General features: G+C 62.3%; 14 protein-coding genes and 1 pseudogene. 11 read left to right on the top strand and 4 right to left on the bottom strand.

The annotated features are described in order from the left end of the window. Positions 1-125 precede the first annotated feature (125 nt). Entirely contained in the window at positions 126-797 is a 672-nt protein-coding gene (locus CFB82_RS26770; RefSeq protein WP_235986500.1) for a DUF2625 domain-containing protein, read from the bottom strand. Between the two features lie 8 nt (positions 798-805). Then, positions 806-1,663, bottom strand: a complete 858-nt coding sequence (locus CFB82_RS26765) for a LysR family transcriptional regulator (RefSeq protein WP_089485967.1) — start codon at positions 1,661-1,663, stop codon at positions 806-808. Positions 1,664-1,790: 127 nt separating this feature from the next. Between CFB82_RS26765 and CFB82_RS26760 the strand changes: the two genes are divergently transcribed. Further along, the gene (locus tag CFB82_RS26760; RefSeq protein ID WP_174943791.1) at positions 1,791-2,369 is read left to right on the top strand and encodes a DUF4865 family protein; all 579 of its coding nucleotides are present in this window, start codon (positions 1,791-1,793) and stop codon (positions 2,367-2,369) included. Continuing rightward, positions 2,369-2,539, top strand: coding sequence for a hypothetical protein (locus CFB82_RS43400; protein WP_179255457.1), 171 nt, complete (start codon positions 2,369-2,371; stop codon positions 2,537-2,539). The genes CFB82_RS26760 and CFB82_RS43400 overlap by 1 nt, the downstream gene beginning before the upstream one ends. 76 nt (positions 2,540-2,615) lie before the next feature. Here CFB82_RS43400 and CFB82_RS26755 read toward each other — a convergent pair whose 3' ends face one another. After that, positions 2,616-4,817: a glycoside hydrolase family 3 C-terminal domain-containing protein gene (locus CFB82_RS26755; RefSeq protein WP_089485960.1), complete on the bottom strand. Its 2,202-nt coding sequence runs from the start codon at positions 4,815-4,817 to the stop codon at positions 2,616-2,618. Positions 4,818-5,406: 589 nt separating this feature from the next. Here CFB82_RS26755 and CFB82_RS26750 point away from each other — a divergent pair. The 6 genes and pseudogenes from CFB82_RS26750 to CFB82_RS26725 all read left to right on the top strand — a co-directional run bounded on the left by CFB82_RS26750 (position 5,407) and on the right by CFB82_RS26725 (position 14,057). Further along, positions 5,407-7,836 carry a glycosyl hydrolase family 28-related protein gene (locus CFB82_RS26750; RefSeq protein ID WP_089485959.1) on the top strand — a complete coding sequence of 810 codons (2,430 nt, stop codon included), beginning with the start codon at positions 5,407-5,409 and terminating at the stop codon, positions 7,834-7,836. 47 nt (positions 7,837-7,883) lie between these two features. After that, positions 7,884-8,360 (top strand): hypothetical protein, encoded by a 477-nt coding sequence (locus CFB82_RS44120; protein ID WP_256990481.1) that lies wholly within the window; start codon positions 7,884-7,886, stop codon positions 8,358-8,360. 306 nt (positions 8,361-8,666) lie between these two features. Next, positions 8,667-8,884 (top strand): annotated as a pseudogene (locus CFB82_RS26740) (polysaccharide biosynthesis/export family protein); the annotation flags it as partial. A gap of 581 nt (positions 8,885-9,465) precedes the next feature. Continuing rightward, the gene (locus CFB82_RS26735) at positions 9,466-11,241 is read left to right on the top strand and encodes a serine aminopeptidase domain-containing protein (protein ID WP_089485958.1); all 1,776 of its coding nucleotides are present in this window, start codon (positions 9,466-9,468) and stop codon (positions 11,239-11,241) included. A gap of 331 nt (positions 11,242-11,572) precedes the next feature. Next, entirely contained in the window at positions 11,573-12,748 is a 1,176-nt protein-coding gene (locus CFB82_RS26730) for a glycosyltransferase family 4 protein (protein WP_089485957.1), read from the top strand. Positions 12,749-12,803: 55 nt separating this feature from the next. Next, the gene (locus CFB82_RS26725) at positions 12,804-14,057 is read left to right on the top strand and encodes a flippase (RefSeq protein WP_089485956.1); all 1,254 of its coding nucleotides are present in this window, start codon (positions 12,804-12,806) and stop codon (positions 14,055-14,057) included. 127 nt (positions 14,058-14,184) lie between these two features. Here CFB82_RS26725 and CFB82_RS26720 read toward each other — a convergent pair whose 3' ends face one another. Further along, on the bottom strand, positions 14,185-15,366 hold the full coding sequence (locus CFB82_RS26720) for a polysaccharide biosynthesis/export family protein (protein WP_089485955.1): 1,182 nt from the start codon (positions 15,364-15,366) through the stop codon (positions 14,185-14,187). Positions 15,367-15,935: 569 nt separating this feature from the next. Here CFB82_RS26720 and CFB82_RS26715 point away from each other — a divergent pair. The 3 genes from CFB82_RS26715 (at position 15,936) to CFB82_RS26705 (ending at position 21,104) form a co-directional block, all read left to right on the top strand. Next, positions 15,936-18,251 carry a GNVR domain-containing protein gene (locus CFB82_RS26715; RefSeq protein WP_089485954.1) on the top strand — a complete coding sequence of 772 codons (2,316 nt, stop codon included), beginning with the start codon at positions 15,936-15,938 and terminating at the stop codon, positions 18,249-18,251. Positions 18,252-18,323: 72 nt separating this feature from the next. Next, a complete protein-coding gene (locus tag CFB82_RS26710) occupies positions 18,324-19,748 on the top strand; it encodes a DUF6418 domain-containing protein (protein ID WP_089485953.1) in 1,425 nt (474 codons plus the stop codon). 210 nt (positions 19,749-19,958) lie between these two features. Beyond that, complete coding sequence (locus tag CFB82_RS26705; RefSeq protein WP_089485952.1) at positions 19,959-21,104, top strand: acyltransferase family protein; 1,146 nt, start codon at positions 19,959-19,961, stop codon at positions 21,102-21,104. The last annotated feature ends 40 nt before the right edge of the window (positions 21,105-21,144 follow it).

Raw genomic sequence — 21,144 nt, 5'->3', positions numbered from 1 at the left:
GTGCGGTCCGCCTTCGACTGGAAATCAGCGATGAACCAGTTTGCTATCCTGTTCGGAGAGCGATTTATGCAGGCGCGCGGATAACGTGCTGTTCAACCGCCTCGCCCACAAAAATGCGGACAGGTTCAGGGTTGGCGTGGCGCCCCGGATCCAGGGCTGACATGAAGCGCGTACAGCTCGGACACGCTGACCGCCTTGCGGCTGCTGTGTTCCACCGAGCCTTCTTTCGTCCACAGAAACGGATAGAAGTTGAAGCATTGATCCGTCGTCAGATGCTGGACATCCGCTTGCCAGCCTGCCCAGCGCAAGCTCGCATAGAAGTCGCGCAGCTTCTCGCTGAGCAACCACCGCACGAAGTCGCTGTACCCGACCTCGAGGGGCTCCCATCCCAAGGTGTCGGGTGCAAAGTAATACACCGAACCCGTATCTTCCCCGAATGCGCCTCCGTTCAACGCGAAGAAGCCGCCGACGGCATCGTCTGCGATCAATAGGAAACCGGACGATCGCCCGGTGTTCCAGCCGACGATGTCTCTGAGCAGTCTGGGATGGCCTGAGCCGAGCAGACGAAGGTAGCCTCCGTCCACCAGGATGCCGCCGGTCGAATAGGCGATTGCTCCCAGGGTCGAACGCGTGGATACCTGAAGTGCTGAAAGCACTTCGCCACGCCGATCGGATGCCGGCAGTATTTCGCAATGGTGACGGGCTGCTGCCGCCCATTCGATCAACGTCGGGAGCGCTGAATTGCGTTCGTTTATCAGTTCGTCCAACGGGCGCATATTGTTCCCCAGGTTGTTCAAGCGCAACCTCAACGTGCGCCGACCGACGACCGCAGCGCCGCACCGAGCGTGCGCAGCGCCTGCCGGGCCCGCGCATCGGTCAGGTTCGAGTAGAGCACCACGTCGCGCGCCGGCAAGGGCGGCAGCCCGTATCGCGCGCCCACGTCGACCGTCCCGGCAGGCGCCACGCGATGTCCGAGCGCGGCGACGGCCAGCCCCGCGGACACCGCCGCGCCGATCGTTGCCACGCCGCCGCCGACGAATACTTCCGTCCAGGCGACACCGGCCTCGTCCAGCGCGCCGATCGCCATGCGACGCACGCTGCACGGCTCGGCCTGCGTCGCGAGCCGCAGCGGTTGCGGCGGATGGTAGTCGAAATCGGTCGCGGCCATCCAGCCGAACGACTCCGACAGAAGAGTTTCCCCGTCGAGCCGCCGGCTGTCGTGCTGCAGCGCGACGGCGGCGTCGAGCTGGCCGCGGTCGAACGCATCGAGCACGTCGCGCGACGCGGCGACCCGGATCTCCAGCATGAGCCCCGGTTCCGCTTCGCTCATGCGCCGAAGCAGCATCGGCAGATCGGCGCCGACCACATGGTGGCTCACGCCGATCACCAGCCGCCGCTGGCCGGCGCCGAACGCGCCGACCGCACCCTGGTGAGCAGCCACGAGTTCGCGCGCGGGTTCCAGGAACGCGGTGCCGTCGGCCGACAGGCGAACCTGCCGAGGCGTGCGTTCCAGCAAACGGCGGCCGAGGCCGTCTTCCAGCCGCTTGATCTTCAGGCTCACCGCGGACTGCGTCGTGTCCATCGCCTCGGCGGCCCGCGTGAAGCTCTTGAGGTCGGCAGTCAGCACGAACGCCTGCACGGCTTCGATGTCGAGCGTTTTCATCGCGCATTCATCCATTGTGGAAATGAATCATTGAAATATTCTGCCATCGCCTTTTCAAATGATTCAAGGTCTTCTACGCTGTTCTCGAGCCGTTCGGAATCTCCCTGTTCAATCCCAGGAGTCGATCATGCTGACCGCGTACTACGTGCACCGCCTGCCGGCGGACTACGACCTCGACATCATCCGCAATCGCGTGCGCGAGCGCGGCCGGCTCTGGGACGACACGCCGGATCTCGTGTTCAAGGGGTTTCTGCTGCGCGAGGCAGGCCGCTACGGTGCGACGGAAAACGGCTATGCATCGCTCTATCTGTGGCGCAATGAACAGGCGTTCGCCGGGTTCGTCACGGACGGCCGCTACCGGGTCGTGACGGACAGTTTCGGACGCGCGCCGATCGACGTGCAGGTCGCGCTCGATGCGCGCAAGGGCAGCGCGTCGACGGGACGCTTCGTGCGGCTGGAAGCCATCGACATTCCGGCGGACGCCGACCTCGATGCGACGCTGGCACAGGAGGTCGAGCGCAATCGCGACGTGGCGGCGCGGCAGGGTACGGTCGCGGCCGCCGTCAGCCTCGATCCGCTGCGCTGGCGGCTGACGCGAGTACACGTCTCGGAGCACGAGCCGGACGACCGCGGCGCGGGCACGGTGTACCAGATCCTGCATCTGGCCAGGCCGTTGCTCGATACGCTCGAAGGGAGCGGGGTGTGATGGCCGGCGTTACGTTCCGATCGCGGGCCGGGCCGGCGAGGGGAGCAAGCGGCCCGGCATCCGCGCGATTGCCGGCCGGCCTGGTGGTCGCCGCGCATCTCGCGGGGATGGCGGCGGGGATCGCCGCGATTGCCGCGCTCGCGACGGTGCTGGCGCTGTTGTTCCGGTAAGGGGCGCCTTTGCGGATGAGTGAATACGGAAGCGCCGCGCACGACGCACGCGGCGCTTCCGGCGGGTGATGACCGCTCAGTGCCCCTGCAACCGGATATCCCGTGACGACGCACCGACGTACACCGTCCCGCCCGGCACCACGCGCCAGCCGTTACGCGACGTATCCCATACGCTCTGCATGCGCGGCGACACGGTCACGCGCACACGCCGCGTCTCGCCCGGATTCAGCCGGATCTTCTCCCAGCCGACCAGCCGCTTCGGCGGTTCGTCCTTGTACGGCACGCCGAGATAGACCTGCGGCGTCTCGGCACCGGCGACGCGCCCGTCGTTGCGCACCGTGAACGCGACGCTCAGCGATCCGTCCCATTGCTTCGACACCGACAGCCCCGAATATGCGAAGTGCGTGTACGACAGCCCGTAGCCGAACTCGAACATTGGCTTGATGTTGTGCGCGTCATACCAGCGATAGCCCATGTTCAGCTTTTCCGCATAGACGGGATCGTTGTCGAACGCGCCGTTTTGCCCCCAGGTCGGCGAATCCTGATCGCGCGCGGGGAACGTGACGGGCAGCTTGCCGGATGGATTGACCGCGCCGAACAGCACGTTCGCGATCGCCTTGCCGCCGGCTTCGCCCGGATACCACGCCTCGACGATCGCGGAGACCTGGTCCTTCCACGGCATCAGCACGGGGTTGCCGCTCTGGACGACGACGATCGTGTGCGGATTCGCGCGCGCGACGGCTTCGACGAGCGCATCCTGGTTCGACGGGTTCGCGAGGCTCAGGCTCTGGAGATCACCGAAATCCTCGCCGGCCGGCTGCGCGACCACGACGATCGCGACGTCCGAACGGCCCGCGAGTGCCGCGGCCTGGTCGATCTCCTGCTGCGTATACGCGCGGAATGGCGACTGCTGATCGCTGTTGCCGGCATACGTGACCTGCGCGGCCGGCGCGAGCGCGCGGATCGCCGCGACGATCGGCACGTCCACCTTCAGCCACGGATTGCGCCACCAGCTGCACCCCGTCGATGACCCGAACGTGAGGCCGCCGCATCCCGCGAACGATCCCGATACGGGGTCGCGCGTGTTGCCCGAGCCGCCGCCGGACAGCACGGCTGCATCGGCATGGCCGCCGATCACGGCGATACGCGACAGCGCCGACGCGGCGAGCGGCAACTGGTTGCCGTCGTTCTTCAGCAGCACGATCGACTGCTCGGACGCGTCCTGCGCGAACCGGTTCGCGGCGCCGAAATCGATCGTGCCGCCGCCCTTGGCCGGATCGTCCATCACGCCGACGCGGATCATCACCGCGAGCTTGCGCCGCACCATGTCGTCGAGGCGCGCGGTCGACACCGAGCCGTTCGCGATGGCCTGCTTGACGGCCGCTGGTGTGAGGTACACGGTCGATCCGACGTCTTCCTCCTCGTCGAGCCCGGCGTTGATCGCGGCGGCGGTGCTGTGCGTCGCGCCCCAGTCGGATTGCACCTGGCCCTGGAAGCCCCATTCGTTCTTCAGCACGTCGTTCAGCAGGTGAGGGTTCTCGCAGGCATACGTGCCGTTCAGGCGGTTGTAGCTGCACATCACGCTGCCGGGCCGCCCGCGCTTTGCGGCGATCTCGAACGGCAGCAGGTAGAGCTCGCGCAGCGTGCGCTCGTCGATCTGCGTGTTGCCGCCCATGCGGCCGTGCTCCTGCTCGTTGCCGGCGTAGTGCTTGATGGTCGCGATGACTTTTTGCCGCTGCGTGGCGAGCGTGCGTTCGGCGAGCAGGTCGCCGGCCAGCAGCGGATCCTCGCCGAGATACTCGAACAGGCGGCCGCCGCGCGGTTCGCGTGCGAGGTTGGTGCCGCCGGCGAGGCCCATGCCGAATCCTTGCGCGCGCAACTGGATCGCGACCTGCTTGCCGTAGTCGTACGACAGGCGGCGATCCCAGCTCGCGGCGACGGCGATCGTCGCGGGGAAGGTCGTGCTGGCCTGCGACGTGCTGCCGGAACCCGTCGCCGAATCGACCATGTTCAGGTCGGGAATGCCGAGGCGCGGCACGCCCTGGATGTAGCCGGCGCCGCCGCCGGGCACCTTTGACATTTCGTATTGCGAATGAATGAATTGAAGCTTTTCGTCGAGCGTCATCTTGCGCACGAGCAGATCAGCGCGCCGAACCGCCGCGGCCGACGCGAACGCATCGGTCGCGTCGCCCTGCGCGTTGAAATCGGCGTCGCCCGCGTAGGCGCTGGTGCAGAGGGTCGCTGCCAGCACGACGGCCGGCCAGAGTGTGTCCCGCATGTTGCTCTCCATGATCGTATTGCCGGTTGTTCGGATGATGTCTGGAGCTGCGCACGTCCGGTGGATTCGCACCGGACGCCATTGGCCGGCAATGCTGGGTGGTTGCGCGTCGGCATGCCGGGCCAGGCGGGGAATCGTTACGGCCGGTTGGGCCCGATCGAACATCGAGGACGGCGACGCGGACCGCCCGGCGCTGCCGAATCGGATGTAGCGATTCTCTGCAGCGACCAATCGTACAAATGTAGTTTGACTACAGCATCGGTATTTTTACCGATATGTCCGATCTTTCTTCGGTAGAGCCGCGCAGCCGGGTGGAAAGGCGGTCATCGTTCCCGATGGCGGGGGTGTGGTCGGGTAAGAAGTACCTGGGTGCAGGCGCTTTTGCGGGGAGTATGTCGAGGCGGGCAGTCCGGATCGTTGCGTGCGCATCGAATTGGGATTCAGTGATTTTGCGCACTGTTTGTCGGGAATGCCGCTTTTATTATGAAACGGGCGCGTACGAACGATCACGCGTGCTTATTCCCTTCGGATTTCCCCATTATTGATGTCTTTGCATCGCGATTGAATTGCGACGCTACGGAGTGCCTGAATGACAGCAGAATTTCCGGCCACATACGTTGTGGGTACCGCAACGGGCCTGACCGCCCGCCCGCTTCTGCAGGAACTGGTCGATCTCCCGATGAGCGTGAGGCGGTTCGGGGTGATGGGTGACGGCGTGACCGACGATACGGCGGCACTCCAGGTGGCGCTCAACGCCGGACTCCCGCTGTATTTCCCGCCAGGGACGTATCTGTACAGCAATACGCTGACTGCAACGGCGTCGATCGTCGGAGCCGGGTGGGACGCGATCCTGCAATGCACGACATCGCAAGGTCAGAATTCGGTGATCTACTGGCGCGGCGCCAGTAATTTCAAGATTCAGAATCTGCAGTTCTTTTCAAAGAATGCGACCGCCTATTACCCGGACGAGAATGCCGGCTCGCTCAATTTGCAGGACTGCAGCCAGTTTGAAATTTCGGGGTGCAAGTTCAACAACTCGGCCGGCGGCGGCGCGCTCATGCGCAGTTGCACCGACGGGAAGGTGTTCGGCAACACGCTGCTCAATATCTGGCATGACGGCATTCATGTGACCAAGGCAAGCTCGGATATCACCGTGACGAACAACGAGGTGATCAACGGCGGCGATGACGCGTTTGCGGTGGTTGGCTATTTCAACGAAGGCGTCCGGCCCCGCCGGATCACGATCGCCAGCAACCGGGTCGTCGGAACCAAATATGCGCGTGGCATAGCGATTGTCGGTGCTCAAGACATCACGGTGACCGACAACCAGATCTACAATCCGATGGCGGCCGGCATTTATGTTGCGTCGGAGTTGACGAGCGTCTACCAATCGTACGGCAACGACAATGTGACGGTCGCCAATAACGTCCTGGATACGTGCGGGGTTCAGTCCAACATCGGTGCCATAGTCAATTCGCCAAACGGGCCGATCGGCTATGGCGCATTGGTCGTGACCGCGACGGCCGGATTCAATAATTCGAACATCACGATCGTCAACAACACGATCAAGAACGCCGCGGGAACGCCGATCGGACTGTGGCAGCCGGCCGGAAGCAACATCCACGTCAACATTTCGCAGAACATGATCAGCAACGCATGGGATCCGAACAACAAGAACGGATTCCCGTTGACGACGATCGCCGCGACGTCGGCATCTACGACGCTGAACTTCGCCAATACCCCAGGCGTTGCCGTTGGCATGACAGCCTGGTATTTCAACGGAGCGACAAGCGTCCCGATCGGCGCGGTCGCGTCGGCCGGCGCATCGACGGTAACGCTGGACCGGAGTGCAACCGTGCCGAGCGGCGGGACCGTGATCTTTTCCGGTGTCGGCCTGTTCGGCGCGACGATCAAGACCACCGCGTCGGCCCCGAGTGCGGCGACATCGTTGACGTTCGCCATCACGACGGGGGTGACCTACAACGACAACTATGGCTTCGGGGCACCCGGAAATGAAACGACAGGGGTGTCGGTCGGACAGGGCGTCAGCGGAACCAACATCGCGGCCGGAACCTTCGTGATCGGCGTGACGCCGAATTCGGTCACGCTGAGCAAGCCGACGACCGGCACCGTGGCGAGCGGCGCTTCCATCGTCTTCACCCCGATGGTCTGCATTACGTCGCAAACGATCACGACCTCGGCTGCCGCGGCGCCGGGAACCAACACGTTGACGTTCACGCCGTATCCGTCGGCACGCGGCTGTGCGGTCGGGCAAGGCGTATCTGGTGCGAATATCCCGGTCGGCACTTACGTGACGTCGGTTTCCGGTAACGGAAATGGCCCGACCGTTACGCTGTCCAGCAATGTCACGGGCAGCGGCGTTGCCAGCGGTGCGTCGATCGCGTTCACCGGGACCGGCGGACTGAACGCCGTTTCCGGAATCACGCTGTACAACACCCGAGGGTGCATCGTCTCGAAGAATCAATTGTCCGGCATCTCGAAGGACGGAATCTACGTGGACGGATCCTGCACGTCGTTCACGGAGATCAGCGGCAATGCCGGGGAGAACATCGGTTGCTGCAACGGCTTTGCTCGCCTCATCACGGTCGGGGCCCTCACGGCCGGGGCGTTGCTCAAATTGCGGGGAAACTATATGGCGCAGCCGGTCAATTATCCTCGCGCGATCGATTCGCTTATCTCTTCGAGTTCATGGGCCTACACGTCGTGGAGTGAAGACAATATCGCGCAAAACGGTTTTGTCGGCTTCGGCGTGCAACTGACGCCGGTTGCGCAATCGGTGGGTGCTTCACCGTGGACGTTCGCGAACGGCTACCCGAGTGCTGTCAGCCTGTCGGTCGTCGGCGGCTCGGTGTCGTCGATCAGCGTCTCGCGAAATGGCCAGGCAGCCTATGCGTCCGGATTGACGAACGGGTTGATCGATCTCAAGCCGGGCGATGCGATGACGGTTACCTATAGCACCGCGCCAACCGTCACGATGATTCCCAGGCTCGGGCAGTAACGCGCGTCCTGACGTCGATATTCAGGCGAGGAGGGGCAGTCGCGATCATGCCGATCCGCCGGGTGGCTGCACGACTCTCCCGCTGCGGCTTCGAGACGACCGCCTCAAAGGCGCCAATCGACGGGCCGCATTTGAAGTTGTCGTCGACATTCATCAAGCGTATCCATCAACCACACGTCGAGGATCGGTATGGCATTCCAGCTTCAGGATCGTGTTCAGGAAACGACGACTACCGGCACGGGGGCGCGCGCTCTTGCGGGGCAATGACCGGATTCCGTTCGCTTTCGTCCGTTCGTGCAAATGCAGATACCTCCTATTACGGGTTGCTGGCCGTGACCGGTGCCGGTGCCCCGAGTGGAAGCCGGAAGAGCGGAATCGGCGCGTACAACGTCGCCGGGAACACGCTGTTGCGTACCACCGTATTGGCCTCGAGCAATGGCGGAGCCGCCGTCAAGATTGCGAACAACGCGAACCTGCAGAGACGACCGGGGCGATTGTGGCCATGGCAGATGGTCAGGTTCTGACCTTGACGTTCGACGCGACGCCGAACAAATGGTGTGGCGATTGCGACCGCGCTCGCGGCGGCCGGGCGCCGGTTTCAGGCAGTGTGGTCAGCGGGGCGGGGGTGTGATCTTCGCGGCCCGATCGGATGTTTGTATGAAGACAGGTTTTCGGTGGGATTGCTCACATACGCAAGGCGCCGGACGGTGTCCAATCAAGTACCAGTGCGTGAGCAACCCGGCCGGGGTGCGTCGGCCGACAGGATGCAGGCAAGCGCGGCATGGTGCCGCTCATGATGACTTGCCCGGAACGATGCGCGGTGACACGGGACGCGCGGCGGCAAGACGGTGAACGTGAGCTTGTCGGCGATGAATACGGCCGGCGTGAATCCGTCCAGCATCCTGCTGCGCGACGGCGATCTGGTGCGTGTATGTGCGGCGAGCGACGCGAAGGCGTTCGTGCCGGGCGAAGTGCCCCGTCCGGCGACGCTTGCCTTGACCAACGGGCGAAGAATCCAGGTGAAGCGCTTGGCCGCATGGGCGGCGTTGGGTGCGCGGAGAATCCGTGCGGAGCAGTCGGTGGGGCGTCCGTGCACGATCGGCGGCGAGCCTTGCGTGGCCGTGGCGCCGCAAGTCCGGGAAGGCGTGTTTGGTAAATGTAATGTGCCGTACGAAATATGTCGGGATTGAGTGGCCTAATCGTCGATATTCGAGCAGGCCGTCGCGTCTGGCGCGGGGAAGGAACGGAAATGTAACGTCATCCGACCAAAAAATTACCAAGACCAATCTCAACCCAGAGGCGCTTGCCGGTCAGGCGATCCTCGACAGGCACTCGCCGGACCCGGTCGGGCATGCGGGTGTTTTCACATACAGGCGTTTTCGTGGGAACCCAAATCGATACGCAAGGACGGAGCCGGTTACGGGGAATCGGCTCGCATCGTCGCAACGTCAGTCGTTCCCGATTGGCTTTATGCGGCCGAGCGTACCTGCAGCCTCGTGGTGGCCGCAAGTTGACGTTCGTCCGGACGCACGTGCAGTCGTTTCCGGTACCCGGATGCCTGCTTCGCGGCATGCGGCAGGCATCCAGCAGCGCATCGGGCCATCAGGTGTGCAGCGCAAGGACCGGATCATGACACCCATTCAGTTCAACGGATGTGTCGGCTGGTTTCACGCAGGCAATCGCCCGCACGGCATCGTGATTTGCGAGCCGCTCGGTCACGAGGCGCTCTGGCTTCACAAACTCGTGCGCGCGCTCGCCGAGCATCTCGCCGATCGCGGCTTTCCGGTGCTGCGATTCCACTATCCGGCGAGCGGCGACTCGCTGGGCGACGAACACGACGCTGACCGCTTCGAACACATGCTCGCGAGCGTTCGGCATGCTGTCGATGCGTTGCGCGAGCGTGTCGCGTCGGACACGCTGACGCTCGTCGGCGTGCGCGCCGGTGCCGCATTGGCGCTCCTCGCCGCGGACGGCATCCCCGGGTTCACGCGTTTCGTCGCATTGGCGCCAGTGGTGCGCGGCCGCGGCTACCTGCGCGAGCTTTCTCTCGTCGCGCAACGCTGGCTCGATAATGCGCCGCCGGCCGTGCGGGATGCGATTCGGGGGGAGCAGCCTCTCCACGTGCTCGGACACGCGTATCCCGATGATCTCGTCGCGGCACTCCGAGGCATCAACCTGTGCGAGTCTGCGGAACGATTTCAGGCATTGCCGGCGCGCGCGTTGCTCGTCGATGCGCCGTACGGCGACGCGCCTGCCCTGTCGGACGCGCTGCAGGCACGCGCTGTTTCGGTCGATGTTCGGACCTGCGCCGATTGGGGCGGCCTCATGAGGGAGCCGGTGTGGTCGCGGCTACCCGACGGATTGCTCGACACGGTTGCGAACTGGATCGACGACGGTTCCGATGCGGCCGTTCGCGTTTCCGTGCGGGATGCCGAGCCAGCCGTGACGCTGACCGGGGAGGGCAGTATCGAACGGATGATCTCCGTGGGGTCAGGGCGCTTGGTCGGTGTGCTGTGCGAACCGGCCGGCAGCACCCGACGCGCTGCCGCGCCGACCCTGTTGATTACCAATACGGCGGCCAATCCGCATGTCGCCGACGGTCGTTTTGCGGTTCGACTTGCGCGGTCGCTCGCGGCATCGGGTATCAGCAGCCTGCGTATCGATTCGAGCGGCATCGGTGACAGCGGCCCGCGTGCGAGAGACGATCAGTCGGACATTCCGTATTCGGATCAGGTGATTGTCGATATCGCATCCGCAGCGGACTGGCTGAAGGAGCAGGGGCATCGCGAGATCGTTGCGTTCGGGATTTGCTCTGGCGCGTACGCGTCGCTTCATGCCGCCGCGCGCGAGCATTTCGCTGGCGTGATTGCGGTCAATCTTCCGGTTTTCATATGGCCACGCGGAGAAACGCTCGCGAATGTCGTCAATAACCAGACAAACTCGATGCGCGGCTATTGGGCATCGCTGCGCAGCCGCCACAAGCTGCGTCGACTGCTGCTCGAAGGGCGCGACCTGCGGCCGGTCCTGCGTGCCGTGTTTCGTTTGGTCGCGGGCGTCATGACCGTGCCCGTCAAGCGTGCCGGCGAGCATTTCGGCTGGCGGCCGGGTCACGAGACGCCTCGGGGATTGCTGCATGACATGTCGGCCGGCGGCATCCGTACCCATCTCATCTACGGCACATTCGATACGGGCGTCGACGCGCTCGTTCGGCATTTCGGCGCCGCATCCCGTGCGTTCGCGCATTGGCCGAACGTATCCGTCGACATGCAGGACGCGCTCGACCATTCGTTGTACGGCAACGCCGCTGCGCAGTATGTCGTTACCCGTTGCGCCGAGCTGCTTGCCGGCTGGTACGCGACGGCCGAATTCGCGGTACCCGCGCAACCGGAACACGCGCCTTCATGACGTTCGCGCAGACGTCGCATGCAGGTGCGACCGGGCGGCGATCGCCGCGTCTCTCCCGGGCGAGCGTCTCGGGAGCGCGGCTCCGGGGCGTCGGCCGCTGGTGGTGTTGCCAAAGTCTCCCGCTAACGTAACCGGACGAACAGATCCGCCGCGTCGGTCACCTTATCCTGATGGTGTCGAGTTTTCATGGGGTTGCCAGTTCGCAAGCGCCATCGCGACTCCATCCAGGAATGACAATGAAGCAAGCGTGTCGGGCACATCGAAAGTGGGGCAGGCATCACCGCCAGCGGGTAATGCACTCGCGACATTGCGTCCACCGAGGTCGATCGTGATGCATGTACTGGTGATCAACGACTTCGTTCGGAAGGGCGGCGGCGAGGAAGTGTACCGGGTGTCCGTCGACGTGCTTCGTGCTTGCCACGGCGTCGTGGTCGAGACCTTCGACGAGCGTGCATTGCCCGATGTCGGCGGCAGCGGGCGCGCACGCGCATGGTCACGTTCCGCCGCACGTGCGCTCCTCACGCTGCTCGATCGATTTCGCCCGCAACGCATCCTCGTGCACAATTACCACAACCTGCTGTCGAGCGCGATTCTGCCCGTGCTCGCTCGCTACAAGCGGCACTCGGGATGCGGTCTGTTCATGACCGCGCACGATTACCATTTGTTGTTCTACAACCCGAGCCTGCTGATCTATCCCCGCGGACGCGCGCAACCGTTGCCGATCGACCAGCTGCATCGCGGCCGGCGCATCGCGCTTGCGGCGAGCCCGCGCGGTTTTCTTCACGATGTCGCGAAGAAGCTGCACTGGCATGCGGTCAATGCGCTTTTCGATCCGCTTGGCCTGTTCGACGAGATTCTCTGTCCGAGTCCGTTCATGCGCGACCTCATTGCGCGGTGTGGCCGAACACGCGCGACACTGGTGCCGAATCCGATCGACTCGACGCTGGTTCCCCATCCGCCCAAACCCGTCCGGGGCGATCGCCTCGATCTGGCGTTCGTCGGTCGTGTGGACGCGGACAAGGGCCTCGGCCGGTTTCTCGCGCTCATGAGCGAATCGGCCGGCGATGCGATCGCTTCGCTGACCGTCTACGGCGACGGAGCGGAGCGGGCCGACCTGGAGAAACGGTACGCGACACTCGTCGAGTCGGGGCGGCTGCGTTTCGCCGGGCGCCTGGATCATGCAACGTTGTTCGCCGCGCTACCCCAGCACGATGCGCTCGTGTTGCCGTCGATCTGGGTGGAAAATGCCCCCCTCGTGATCGTCGAGGCGGCGATGCTCGGCCTGCCGGCGCTCGTGCACGACATCGGAAGCCTGTCGACTTTTGGCGACGAGATCGGCAACAAGATTCTCTACCGGAGCACGTCCGAAGGCATCTCGCGCGCGCTCGCCGAACTGCGGACGCATCTCGATAGCGACAATCGTCACTACGACTGGTCGCGTTACTCGGTCGAACGCTACGCGTCGTCGCTGCGTGCCGTACTCGGCATCGGTAGGGATGTACCGTGAACGTGGGCACATTGACAGCCGCGGCACACTGTTTACTCTCAGCCCAGAAAGCACGATGACCGCTGTCCGAAAAAATTTTGCCTTGTTGTTCGCATTGCAAATCTCGACGTACGTCGTGCCGCTCGTCACGTTGCCCCTGCTGACGCGCGTGCTCGGCCCCCTGCAATACGGGCGGTTGTCGTTCGTGCTGGCGGTGACAACGTATTTCATCAATCTGGCCAATTACAGCTTCGACCTGACCGCGACGCCCCGTGTCGCGCTGGCGGACAGCAGGGTGGAACGATCCCGGATTTTCTGGGCAACGGTGTGCGCCCAATGGGCGATCACGATCGCCGGCTTTGCCGTACTCGTCGTCCTGACCCTGCTCATCCCGCATTTCGCGGCAGAACGGACGGCCCTGCTGATCGCGTTCGGGATGGCGGTGGGTGCCGCGCTCACGCCGGGCTGGTACTTTCAGGGAATCCAGAAGTTGAGCGTCTACAGTGCCACGGTGGTCGTATACCGTGGATGCAGTGTCGTTGCCTTCTTCATGTGGGTGCGCACGCCGGAGGATCTCCTGCACGCGGTTGCCATCAACGCGGCGGTGCCGTTGCTGTGCGGGGTGACGTTGCTTGCCTATCTGTTCTTGCGTCACGAGATCGAAACTGTCCGTGTGCGGTTCGCAGATATCGCGGCCGCCCTGAAAGGCGGCTCGCAGGTATTTCTGGCATCGACGTCGATCTCGTTCTACGCGTCGACCAATACCGTTCTGCTGAGTATCGTCTCTGGTAGTGTCGCCGCCGGCTATTTTGCCGCGGGTGACAAGTTGATTCGGGCCGCAGTCGGTCTGCTTCAACCGCTGAGAGCCGCAACCTATCCACACGTGACATACCTGATGCATCACGCCCGTGACGACGCGTTTGCGTTCTTGCGAAAGCTGATCGTCCTGCAGGGCGCGTTGGTGCTGGCCATGTCGGCAACGATTTACGCCTGCGCGCCGTTCGTCGTTCGGATCCTGTACGGCAGCTCGTTTGCGCCGACGGTCGGCGTACTGCGTTGCCTGGCGCTGGTGCCGTTCATGGCGTGCATGACGGATCTGTTCGGTGTTCAAACCATGTTGCCGATGGGCATGAAGCGTGCCTTCAGCATCATCCTGATCTCGTCCGGTGTGTTGAACGTGACACTGCTGCCGCCGCTTGCCATGCTGTTCGCGGAGCGCGGCGCGGCTATTGCGGTGTTGATCGCCGAAACGGCCGTCGCTGTCGCGCTCGCGTATGTACTCTGTCGTGACCGGGTCGGCCTGATCAATCTGTCGGCGCGTTCGGGCTGACGCGATTCGCGCGCTGTCGCGGCGGCGATGGCAGCGTGGCGCGTTGGACTCGCCATTCTTCCACGCCGCTGCCAGTGTGAGAGGCGAGTCGACAGGCGTCGCCGTTGCCCTCCTGCCGAAATGCCGATTACTTGGTGACAAGTGCCCCGGTCAATCCCGCGCTGATCGCCGGCAGCAACAGGTTCAGCACGCGGCTCGCGCGGACCAGCCCGGTGTTGTCGACATACACGATATCCTTCGACGCGAGCGGAAACTGATTCGCGAGCAGCATCGAGACGGGCGACTTCAGGTCGAGGTGAAAGATGACCGGCTCGCTGTCGCCGGCCTTGCGCAGCACGAAAACCTGCTGGGCGTTCGATGTCTGCTGGTTGAGCTGGCCGGCCTCCGAAAGCGCCGCACTCAATGTGAGCGAGCCGTCGCGTTGGGGTGGCACGGCCAGCGGCTTGTTCACTTCACCCATGACGTAGACGGGATTGTCGTCGCGAGCACCCACATGCAACAGGTCGCCAGGCTGCAGCATGATGGTGGCGGGACTTTTGCCGGTCTTCATCATCTGCGCGACATTCACCGGATAGATCTCGCCGTTGCGAGTGACCGTCACGCGACTCTGATCCGCGGTCGGCGCAAAGCCCCCCGCGCGATTGACCGCTTCGACCAGTGTCATCGGAATATCGTTGATCGTCTGCGAGCCGGGGGCGCGTACTTCGCCGTCGACATACACTTGCTCGGCACGGAACGATGCCACACGAACGGTCACTTGCGGTTTGACGAACACCTTCCGGAGTTCGGCATCGAGTTCCCGCTGGACCTGCGCCGCGGTCTTTCCGGCTGCACGGATCGGTCGGGTCACGTAGGGAAACTGCACGTTGCCGTCGCTATCCACAACGAAACCAGGCGCTGCGTCGGAGGCCTTCGTGTTCTGCGTCGGCTGGCCGACAGCGGCAGCAAATTCGGGGTGGTCCCACACCGTGATTTGCAGCACGTCACCCGGACCAAGCTTGTAGCTACTCGGCTTGCCGAGCAAATTGCCCGGGACCGACCACGGGGTACGGTGCTTCTGCTCCGTGTGAATCTGGTTGATCAGCGTCAGATCGATCTGCTTGACCGGGACCTTCATGTCACTGGTCACGTCGCCATCGTCGTTGGTCGTGACCGGCAATGCAGCCCGCTCTGCCACGTGCTGGCCGGGCGCAAACGCACACGCCGAAAGCAGGGTGGCCATCGCCAGGGAGAGCGCGGCGCGCATTCGACGCACCGCAGGGTCGTTCTGTTTCAGCGCGAGCGCATCGAATAGCAGGGGGCTGTTCATATCGTCATTCAACATGGTAAGCCGGCCGTTCGGCCGGCGGGATAGTCCTGTATTTAGAAACAATTTAAATAAATTTGATACTCGTCGTCCTTCCAGGTCAGAAGATTTTTCATCTCGACACCCCGATATCGATGGTTCTGTGTCGCCTTTTTTGATAAAGATCGTCAAAACGAGGTGGCGCGATGAATGACATGAAAAGACGTGCGCACGTCATATGTCTGATTGCGCCGTCAAGCCACAGTATTGTCATGGATTGCGGGAAGCGGAAACAGCGCCTACTCAACATAGCACGAGACAGGTTGACAACCCAGTGATTCGCACCGCCAGTGCTTATTAATGTAAGCCATCGCACTTAGCGCGCCGGGCATTTATCGCATAGTGATCGCGACAAGCAGAATCATTGGTGTTCCTGCGGCAACGGTTCAGTGACGTACTTTCTACCGACCTGTGGTCGGCAGCAGGGCAGGCGCGCGGGATGGCACGACCTGGTAAGCGTCGCGCGGCACGCATGGCCGAGCGCACGCGCCGCCACGGGAAGCCTGGCAAGGTGGCAATTTGGGAGTTTTTGCATGGCATTGGATCGACCTTCGCCTAATGAGTACCGGGACGGAGCGGGAAATATTTCTCGCGACGCGTCCCGCTTTACACTGGCCGAATTGCTCGAAAACGTATTTTATTATCGACGGGCGTTTATTTCCGTTTTTCTGGGGTGTCTGCTGCTGGCATTTTTATATGCCATTTCGGCGACGCCGATTTACTCTGTTGACACGCTGATACAGGTCCAGGAAAACAAGCATAGTGCGCTGGGCTCGCTCTCCGAGATTTCGAACGCATTGGATATTCAGAATTCTGCCGTAGTCGGCGAAATCGATATCGCCCGCTCGCGCACGGTTGTCACCCAGGCGATCGAGGCAACCGCGGCGCAGGCGGAAGTTTCAGTCAGTAATCGGATTCCGCTCGTCGCGGGTTTGCTTGGTTCGATCCTGTCGAAAGATGCGAATGGCCTCGTCATTCCGTTGTTCAATACCCCGTTCTGGGCGTGGGGCGGTGAACGCCTCGAATTCACCAGGTTCGACGTCCCGGATGCACAGCTCGGCAAGAAGTTGGAGTTCGATTATCTCGACGGCGATCGATTCGTGTTGAAGGACAGCGATGGTCAAGAGGTGTTGAAGGGGGTAATCGGCACGCCGAGCGAAGGTAACGGTTATCGCGTGAATGTGTCGCGGATCGTGGCGCGCGCCGGTACGGAGTTCCGTGTACGGCGGGTTGCCACGCCCGTGCGACTCGACGCCATCCTGACCAAGTTGACCGGGGCGGAAACGAAACGCCAGTCGGGCATCATGCAGCTCAATCTCGAGGATCCCGATCCGGTGTTTGCTGCGCGACTGCTCAACGCCATTGCCGCGGCTTATCTGGATGTCAACGCGAAGAGGCGTTCGGAGGATGCCGAGCGCAGCCAGGCATTCCTCGACGCGCAACTGCCGGCCGTGAAGGCGCGGCTGGAACAGGCGGAGCAGGCGCTGAACACGTTCCGCAATGCGCAAGGGTCGATCGATTCGCAGGGCGATGTCAGGCTGCTCATTGATCAACTGGCGCTTGTCGACAAGGCGCGGCTCGAAGCCAAGCTCGAGTATCAAGACCTGTCATCCAAGTATGTTGCCGGACAGCCCCAGCTCGCGGCCGTCGTCAACAAGCTGAAGACGCTCGATCAGCAGTCGGCCGAACTGAAAAGCAAAGTGGCGCACTTGCCGTCGCAGCAGCAGACCTATTTGCGTTTGGCGCGGGACGTCGAAGTCAATAACCAGCTATATGTCGGCTTGCTGAACAACACGCAGCAGTTGCAGATTGCGAAAGCAGGCACGGTCGGCAACGCGTCCATCATCGACAAGGCCGATGTGAGCGACAAGCCGATTCGCCCGAAGCGAATGCTCGTGATCGTGTTGGGCGCGGTGGTCGGACTGATACTGGGCGTTGCCGTGGCACAAGGCTATGCATTGTTTTTCGCGCGTGTTCGTGATCCGAAGCATCTGGAATCGATGGTGGGCGTTCCGCTGCTTGGCGTACTCCCGTCATCGCCTCAACAGATCGAGGCCGACTTGAACGGCAGGCCGGCTTTCATGGCCGTGAGGGAGCACCCCGATACGCCGTTCGCCGAAGCGATCGCAGATCTGGCCTTGCTGTTGCATTGCAAGACGACCACCGGGCGCGGCGGCGCAAAGACCGTTCTGATTACGTCTCCCGAGCCGGGGCAGGGCAAGTCGATGATCGCCGCCAATCTTGCCTGTCTGTCCGCGGACAGCGGCGTCAAGACCTTGCTTGTGCGTGCCCATGCAGGCCAGGCAAGCATCGAGCGATGCTTGCCGGTGAAAGTCGAGAAGTGTTTGTCGGATGTGCTGAAAGGCTCGCTCGATCTCAAGAAGGTGATCTCGCGCGTTCATGACAATCTTGACGTGCTGCCCGCCGGAGCAGAGGGCAAGCCTTTGCGGAACCTGTACGGCACCGACAAGCTGGAGGCGCTGTTCACTTCACTGCGAGGCGCATACGACCTGATCATCGTGGACGCGCCAATGACCCATCCGGCCGCAAATGTCGCCATGTTGTCGAGGTTCGCCGACATCACATTGATGGTGGTGCGGCAGGGTTCGGTCAGCTCCGCCGGCGTGGAGGAGGCGATCGAGAACCTGAAGAAGTTCGGCGCGAATGTGGACGGCCTGGTGTTCAACGGCTTCGAGCCTTCACCGTTCCGCCACGGCTATTACGCGAACGCGCGTCGACCTGCGAAGGAAACCCGGACGCAGAGCAATCCTCGTCATGTCCCATCCGAGACGTTTTTGTTCAGGGCATGGGCGCGAGTAAGAAAGGAACTGCTCAAGAACGCTGCGTGATATCGATTGATCGGCTCGCAGCTGCATGGTGCAGGTGCGTGAAGAAAGGAACGAATTTCGGGTTGCGGCACGATGGGTAAGGTGACGGGAACATTAGGCGGCAACCGCGGCTTCGTATCCGCTACCGGCGTGATCGTATTGACGTTATTCACGCTGGCATTGCTGTTCAACGCGGTGATGCCGGCGCTCGGAATGGCGAAATCGAGCGCCTTGTGCACGTTGCTGTTGGCAACACTCGGCCTCGTCGGCCTGGTCAAGTCGCGTCCGGTGTTTGCCGTGTCGATGCTTTACGTGCTGGCGATCGGAATGACCGCATTCCTTGCAGGCGTGGGCTTGGAGGACGGTGGCTACCTGACGGAAACCGATGTCATCGGTGACGCGACCGGAGCCTTCAGCCGGCTCCTGTCGTTCTACCTGATCTTTGTCGTCTGTGCGCTCGTTGCCTTCAGTCGATTTCTGGACGAGCGCCCGGTCCGAGCGTCGATCAAGGCGCGGATAGCCTTGCAACCGATCAGCATCGCGATGGGGTTCGGGCTCGCGGCGACGATTATCGCGATCGGCGTGATCGCCGGTCTGACGTCAGGGTTCTCGTTGTTTTCCGGCATCAATCGATATGCGCTGCGGAATGATTCATCGAACGGGATGATGTTCAACCTGTTCCTGAACAATCAGTCGTTCATGGGCTTTCTGCTGGGCACCATCGCCACCAGTTCCGACAAGCGCATCCGGGTGGCGGCGATCCTGACGATGGCGGTCGACCTTGCGCTCAATGTGATGCATGGCGAGCAATTCATGGCAGTGCTGCACATCGGTCTGTGCTCGCTTGCCCCGTTTATTTCGATTCACGCGATGAACGGCAAGCCGGTTGTTCGTTATCTGGGTATCGGTGCGGGCCTGGCACTATTGCTGGGCGCCGTCTCCATTGTCTACTCCTACAGGGGGCAGGGGCTTGAAGTGGCCGATATGCTCTCTTCGCGCTTCCTGCTGCAGGGCCAGCCGTGGTACGTGGTCGACAACGATGTCCAACTGTTCATGGCACCGAGGCTCGGTGGCACGGATGCATTCTGGCGTTTCGTGAACTCGCTCGGTTCCTGGACCATGCCGACGTTTTTCGACGAATCCGAACCGAGCGGCTTGCGTGACTTGATGAAGTCGTACACCGAACCGAGCGTTCTCCGGGCCTACATGTTCGACGACGTCACCTTCACGATGGGGAACATGGCCGTGCCCGTGTACTGGTTCGGCTATGCCGGGGGCGCGCTCTTTGTCGCGATGACGGGCCTGGTGTACGGCGCGCTCGGTGCGCTGCAGATCGTCGTTGCGATGCGCGGCGGGGTCGTGATGCTATGGCTGATGGCGAAGGTCTTTTCATATGCGACGTTTGCCGTCCAGCAAGGCGAATACTGGATGATGTTCGGCTCGCGTACGGTTTTTTATGCGCTTCTCGCGCTCGCCTGGTGGTATTGGGTCGATGCGAAGCATTCAAACCTCGAATGAACCGCGCCAGGTTATTCCGAGGCTTTTCGTCAAGCGTGTGTTGTCGTCGTTCACCGGTGTGGGCCGCGAGAAGGTTGTCGACGCACGCTCGGCGCTCGCTCGTTTGCGAGCCGGTGCAATGCGTCTCTGTCTGCTTCGTCAATGTCGGAAACGGCGTTTCCGATCGCGTATGCGAGCAGCCTTGTGTCTTGAGTCATCATCATTCCCGTCATGTCAAAAGCGAAGCATTCGGAGCGGTTTGACCATATCGACGCGATGCGTGCCGTTGCGGTGATCCTCGTCATCTGGACGCACTATGCTGAGCGGTTCGTCCCCCTTGCCGGCTCACAGTATGTGCTTGACACCCTGCAACGTTCCGTGAATTTCGGAAGAATCGGGGTCGTCCTTTTCTTCGCGATCAGCGGCATGCTGATTCCAACCAGCCTGCACGGCGAGATCGGCGCGGGCACGAAGCGCTTCCTCATTCGACGATTCTTTCGACTGTATCCCGCCTATTGGCTGGCGCTTCCTGCCGGGTATTTCGTTCACTGGTATTTGTTCGACAAAAGAATGGACGTCCATGGTGTTCTGGCCAATGTGACCATGATTCCGGTGGCGTTTGGGGAAAGTCTGATCCTGCCTCATGGCTGGACGCTGGAAACCGAGCTGTATTTCTACGGGTTGTGCCTGATCCTGTTCTGGTGCGGGGCGCTTCACCGGATGCTCCATCTGTGCCTCGTCACGATCGGGCTATGCGGACTATTCGTGTTGACGCTCAAGTTGCAGCTCTTCCCGGCCGATCTGCTCAGTCAGTACAAGACCATGCCGTATCATCTCGGCATCATGTTCTGGGGCGCCTGTTTTCGCATGGCCTATGACAATCCTTCGCAGCTGCTGCGTGTCAGATTGGCCGGAAGCGGTGTGCTGTCCCGACTATCGCTGACTTACAGATCGGCGGTCGCGTGTGTGACGATACCGGTCGTTGGCATTGCGCTGGCGGGGGCCATCGAGGATTGGCGACATCACAACGCGTTTCATCTTCCTATCTCGCTCGCTTACATGATCGGCATCGCGACCTTCGCGATACTGGCAACCTTGCTGAAGCTTCGTATCCGTCTGCTTTCATGGATCGGCAAGATCAGTTACTCGATCTACCTGTTGCACAGTCTTCCGCTGTTCGTGGCGTTCTGGTTGTGTCAGCGTTTCCACATCACTGGATGGCCGCTTGGTCTTTACATGATCGTCCCGATGGTGCCTTTGATTCCGTTGTCGTGGGCCGGCTACCGACTCTGTGAAGCGCCGTTCGTGAAGCTTGCGCGTACGCTCACGTCGCGCCGCGGAAGCCGCGTGTTCGCATCGGGTGATGCGACCGGCTGATTCCCGGACGTGTGTGTTCGCTTGTTCCATGGAAATGATT

This window comes from Burkholderia sp. HI2714 (genome assembly GCF_002223085.1).
GTDB lineage: Bacteria > Pseudomonadota > Gammaproteobacteria > Burkholderiales > Burkholderiaceae > Burkholderia > Burkholderia lata_D.
The sequence above is the reverse complement of the archived record's forward strand: the minus strand, read 5'-3'. Positions and strand labels throughout refer to the sequence as shown.

Bases quoted from the DNA above. Each gene is read 5' to 3' on its own strand.
- CFB82_RS26765 (WP_089485967.1), bottom strand. From the start codon at position 1,663: ATGAAAACGCTCGACATCGAAGCCGTGCAGGCGTTCGTGCTGACTGCC.
- CFB82_RS26760 (WP_174943791.1), top strand. From the start codon at position 1,791: ATGCTGACCGCGTACTACGTGCACCGCCTGCCGGCGGACTACGACCTC.
- CFB82_RS43400 (WP_179255457.1), top strand. From the start codon at position 2,369: ATGGCCGGCGTTACGTTCCGATCGCGGGCCGGGCCGGCGAGGGGAGCA.
- CFB82_RS26755 (WP_089485960.1), bottom strand. From the start codon at position 4,817: ATGCGGGACACACTCTGGCCGGCCGTCGTGCTGGCAGCGACCCTCTGC.
- CFB82_RS26750 (WP_089485959.1), top strand. From the start codon at position 5,407: ATGACAGCAGAATTTCCGGCCACATACGTTGTGGGTACCGCAACGGGC.
- CFB82_RS44120 (WP_256990481.1), top strand. From the start codon at position 7,884: ATGCCGATCCGCCGGGTGGCTGCACGACTCTCCCGCTGCGGCTTCGAG.
- CFB82_RS26735 (WP_089485958.1), top strand. From the start codon at position 9,466: ATGACACCCATTCAGTTCAACGGATGTGTCGGCTGGTTTCACGCAGGC.
- CFB82_RS26730 (WP_089485957.1), top strand. From the start codon at position 11,573: ATGCATGTACTGGTGATCAACGACTTCGTTCGGAAGGGCGGCGGCGAG.
- CFB82_RS26725 (WP_089485956.1), top strand. From the start codon at position 12,804: ATGACCGCTGTCCGAAAAAATTTTGCCTTGTTGTTCGCATTGCAAATC.
- CFB82_RS26720 (WP_089485955.1), bottom strand. From the start codon at position 15,366: ATGAACAGCCCCCTGCTATTCGATGCGCTCGCGCTGAAACAGAACGAC.
- CFB82_RS26715 (WP_089485954.1), top strand. From the start codon at position 15,936: ATGGCATTGGATCGACCTTCGCCTAATGAGTACCGGGACGGAGCGGGA.
- CFB82_RS26710 (WP_089485953.1), top strand. From the start codon at position 18,324: ATGGGTAAGGTGACGGGAACATTAGGCGGCAACCGCGGCTTCGTATCC.
- CFB82_RS26705 (WP_089485952.1), top strand. From the start codon at position 19,959: ATGTCAAAAGCGAAGCATTCGGAGCGGTTTGACCATATCGACGCGATG.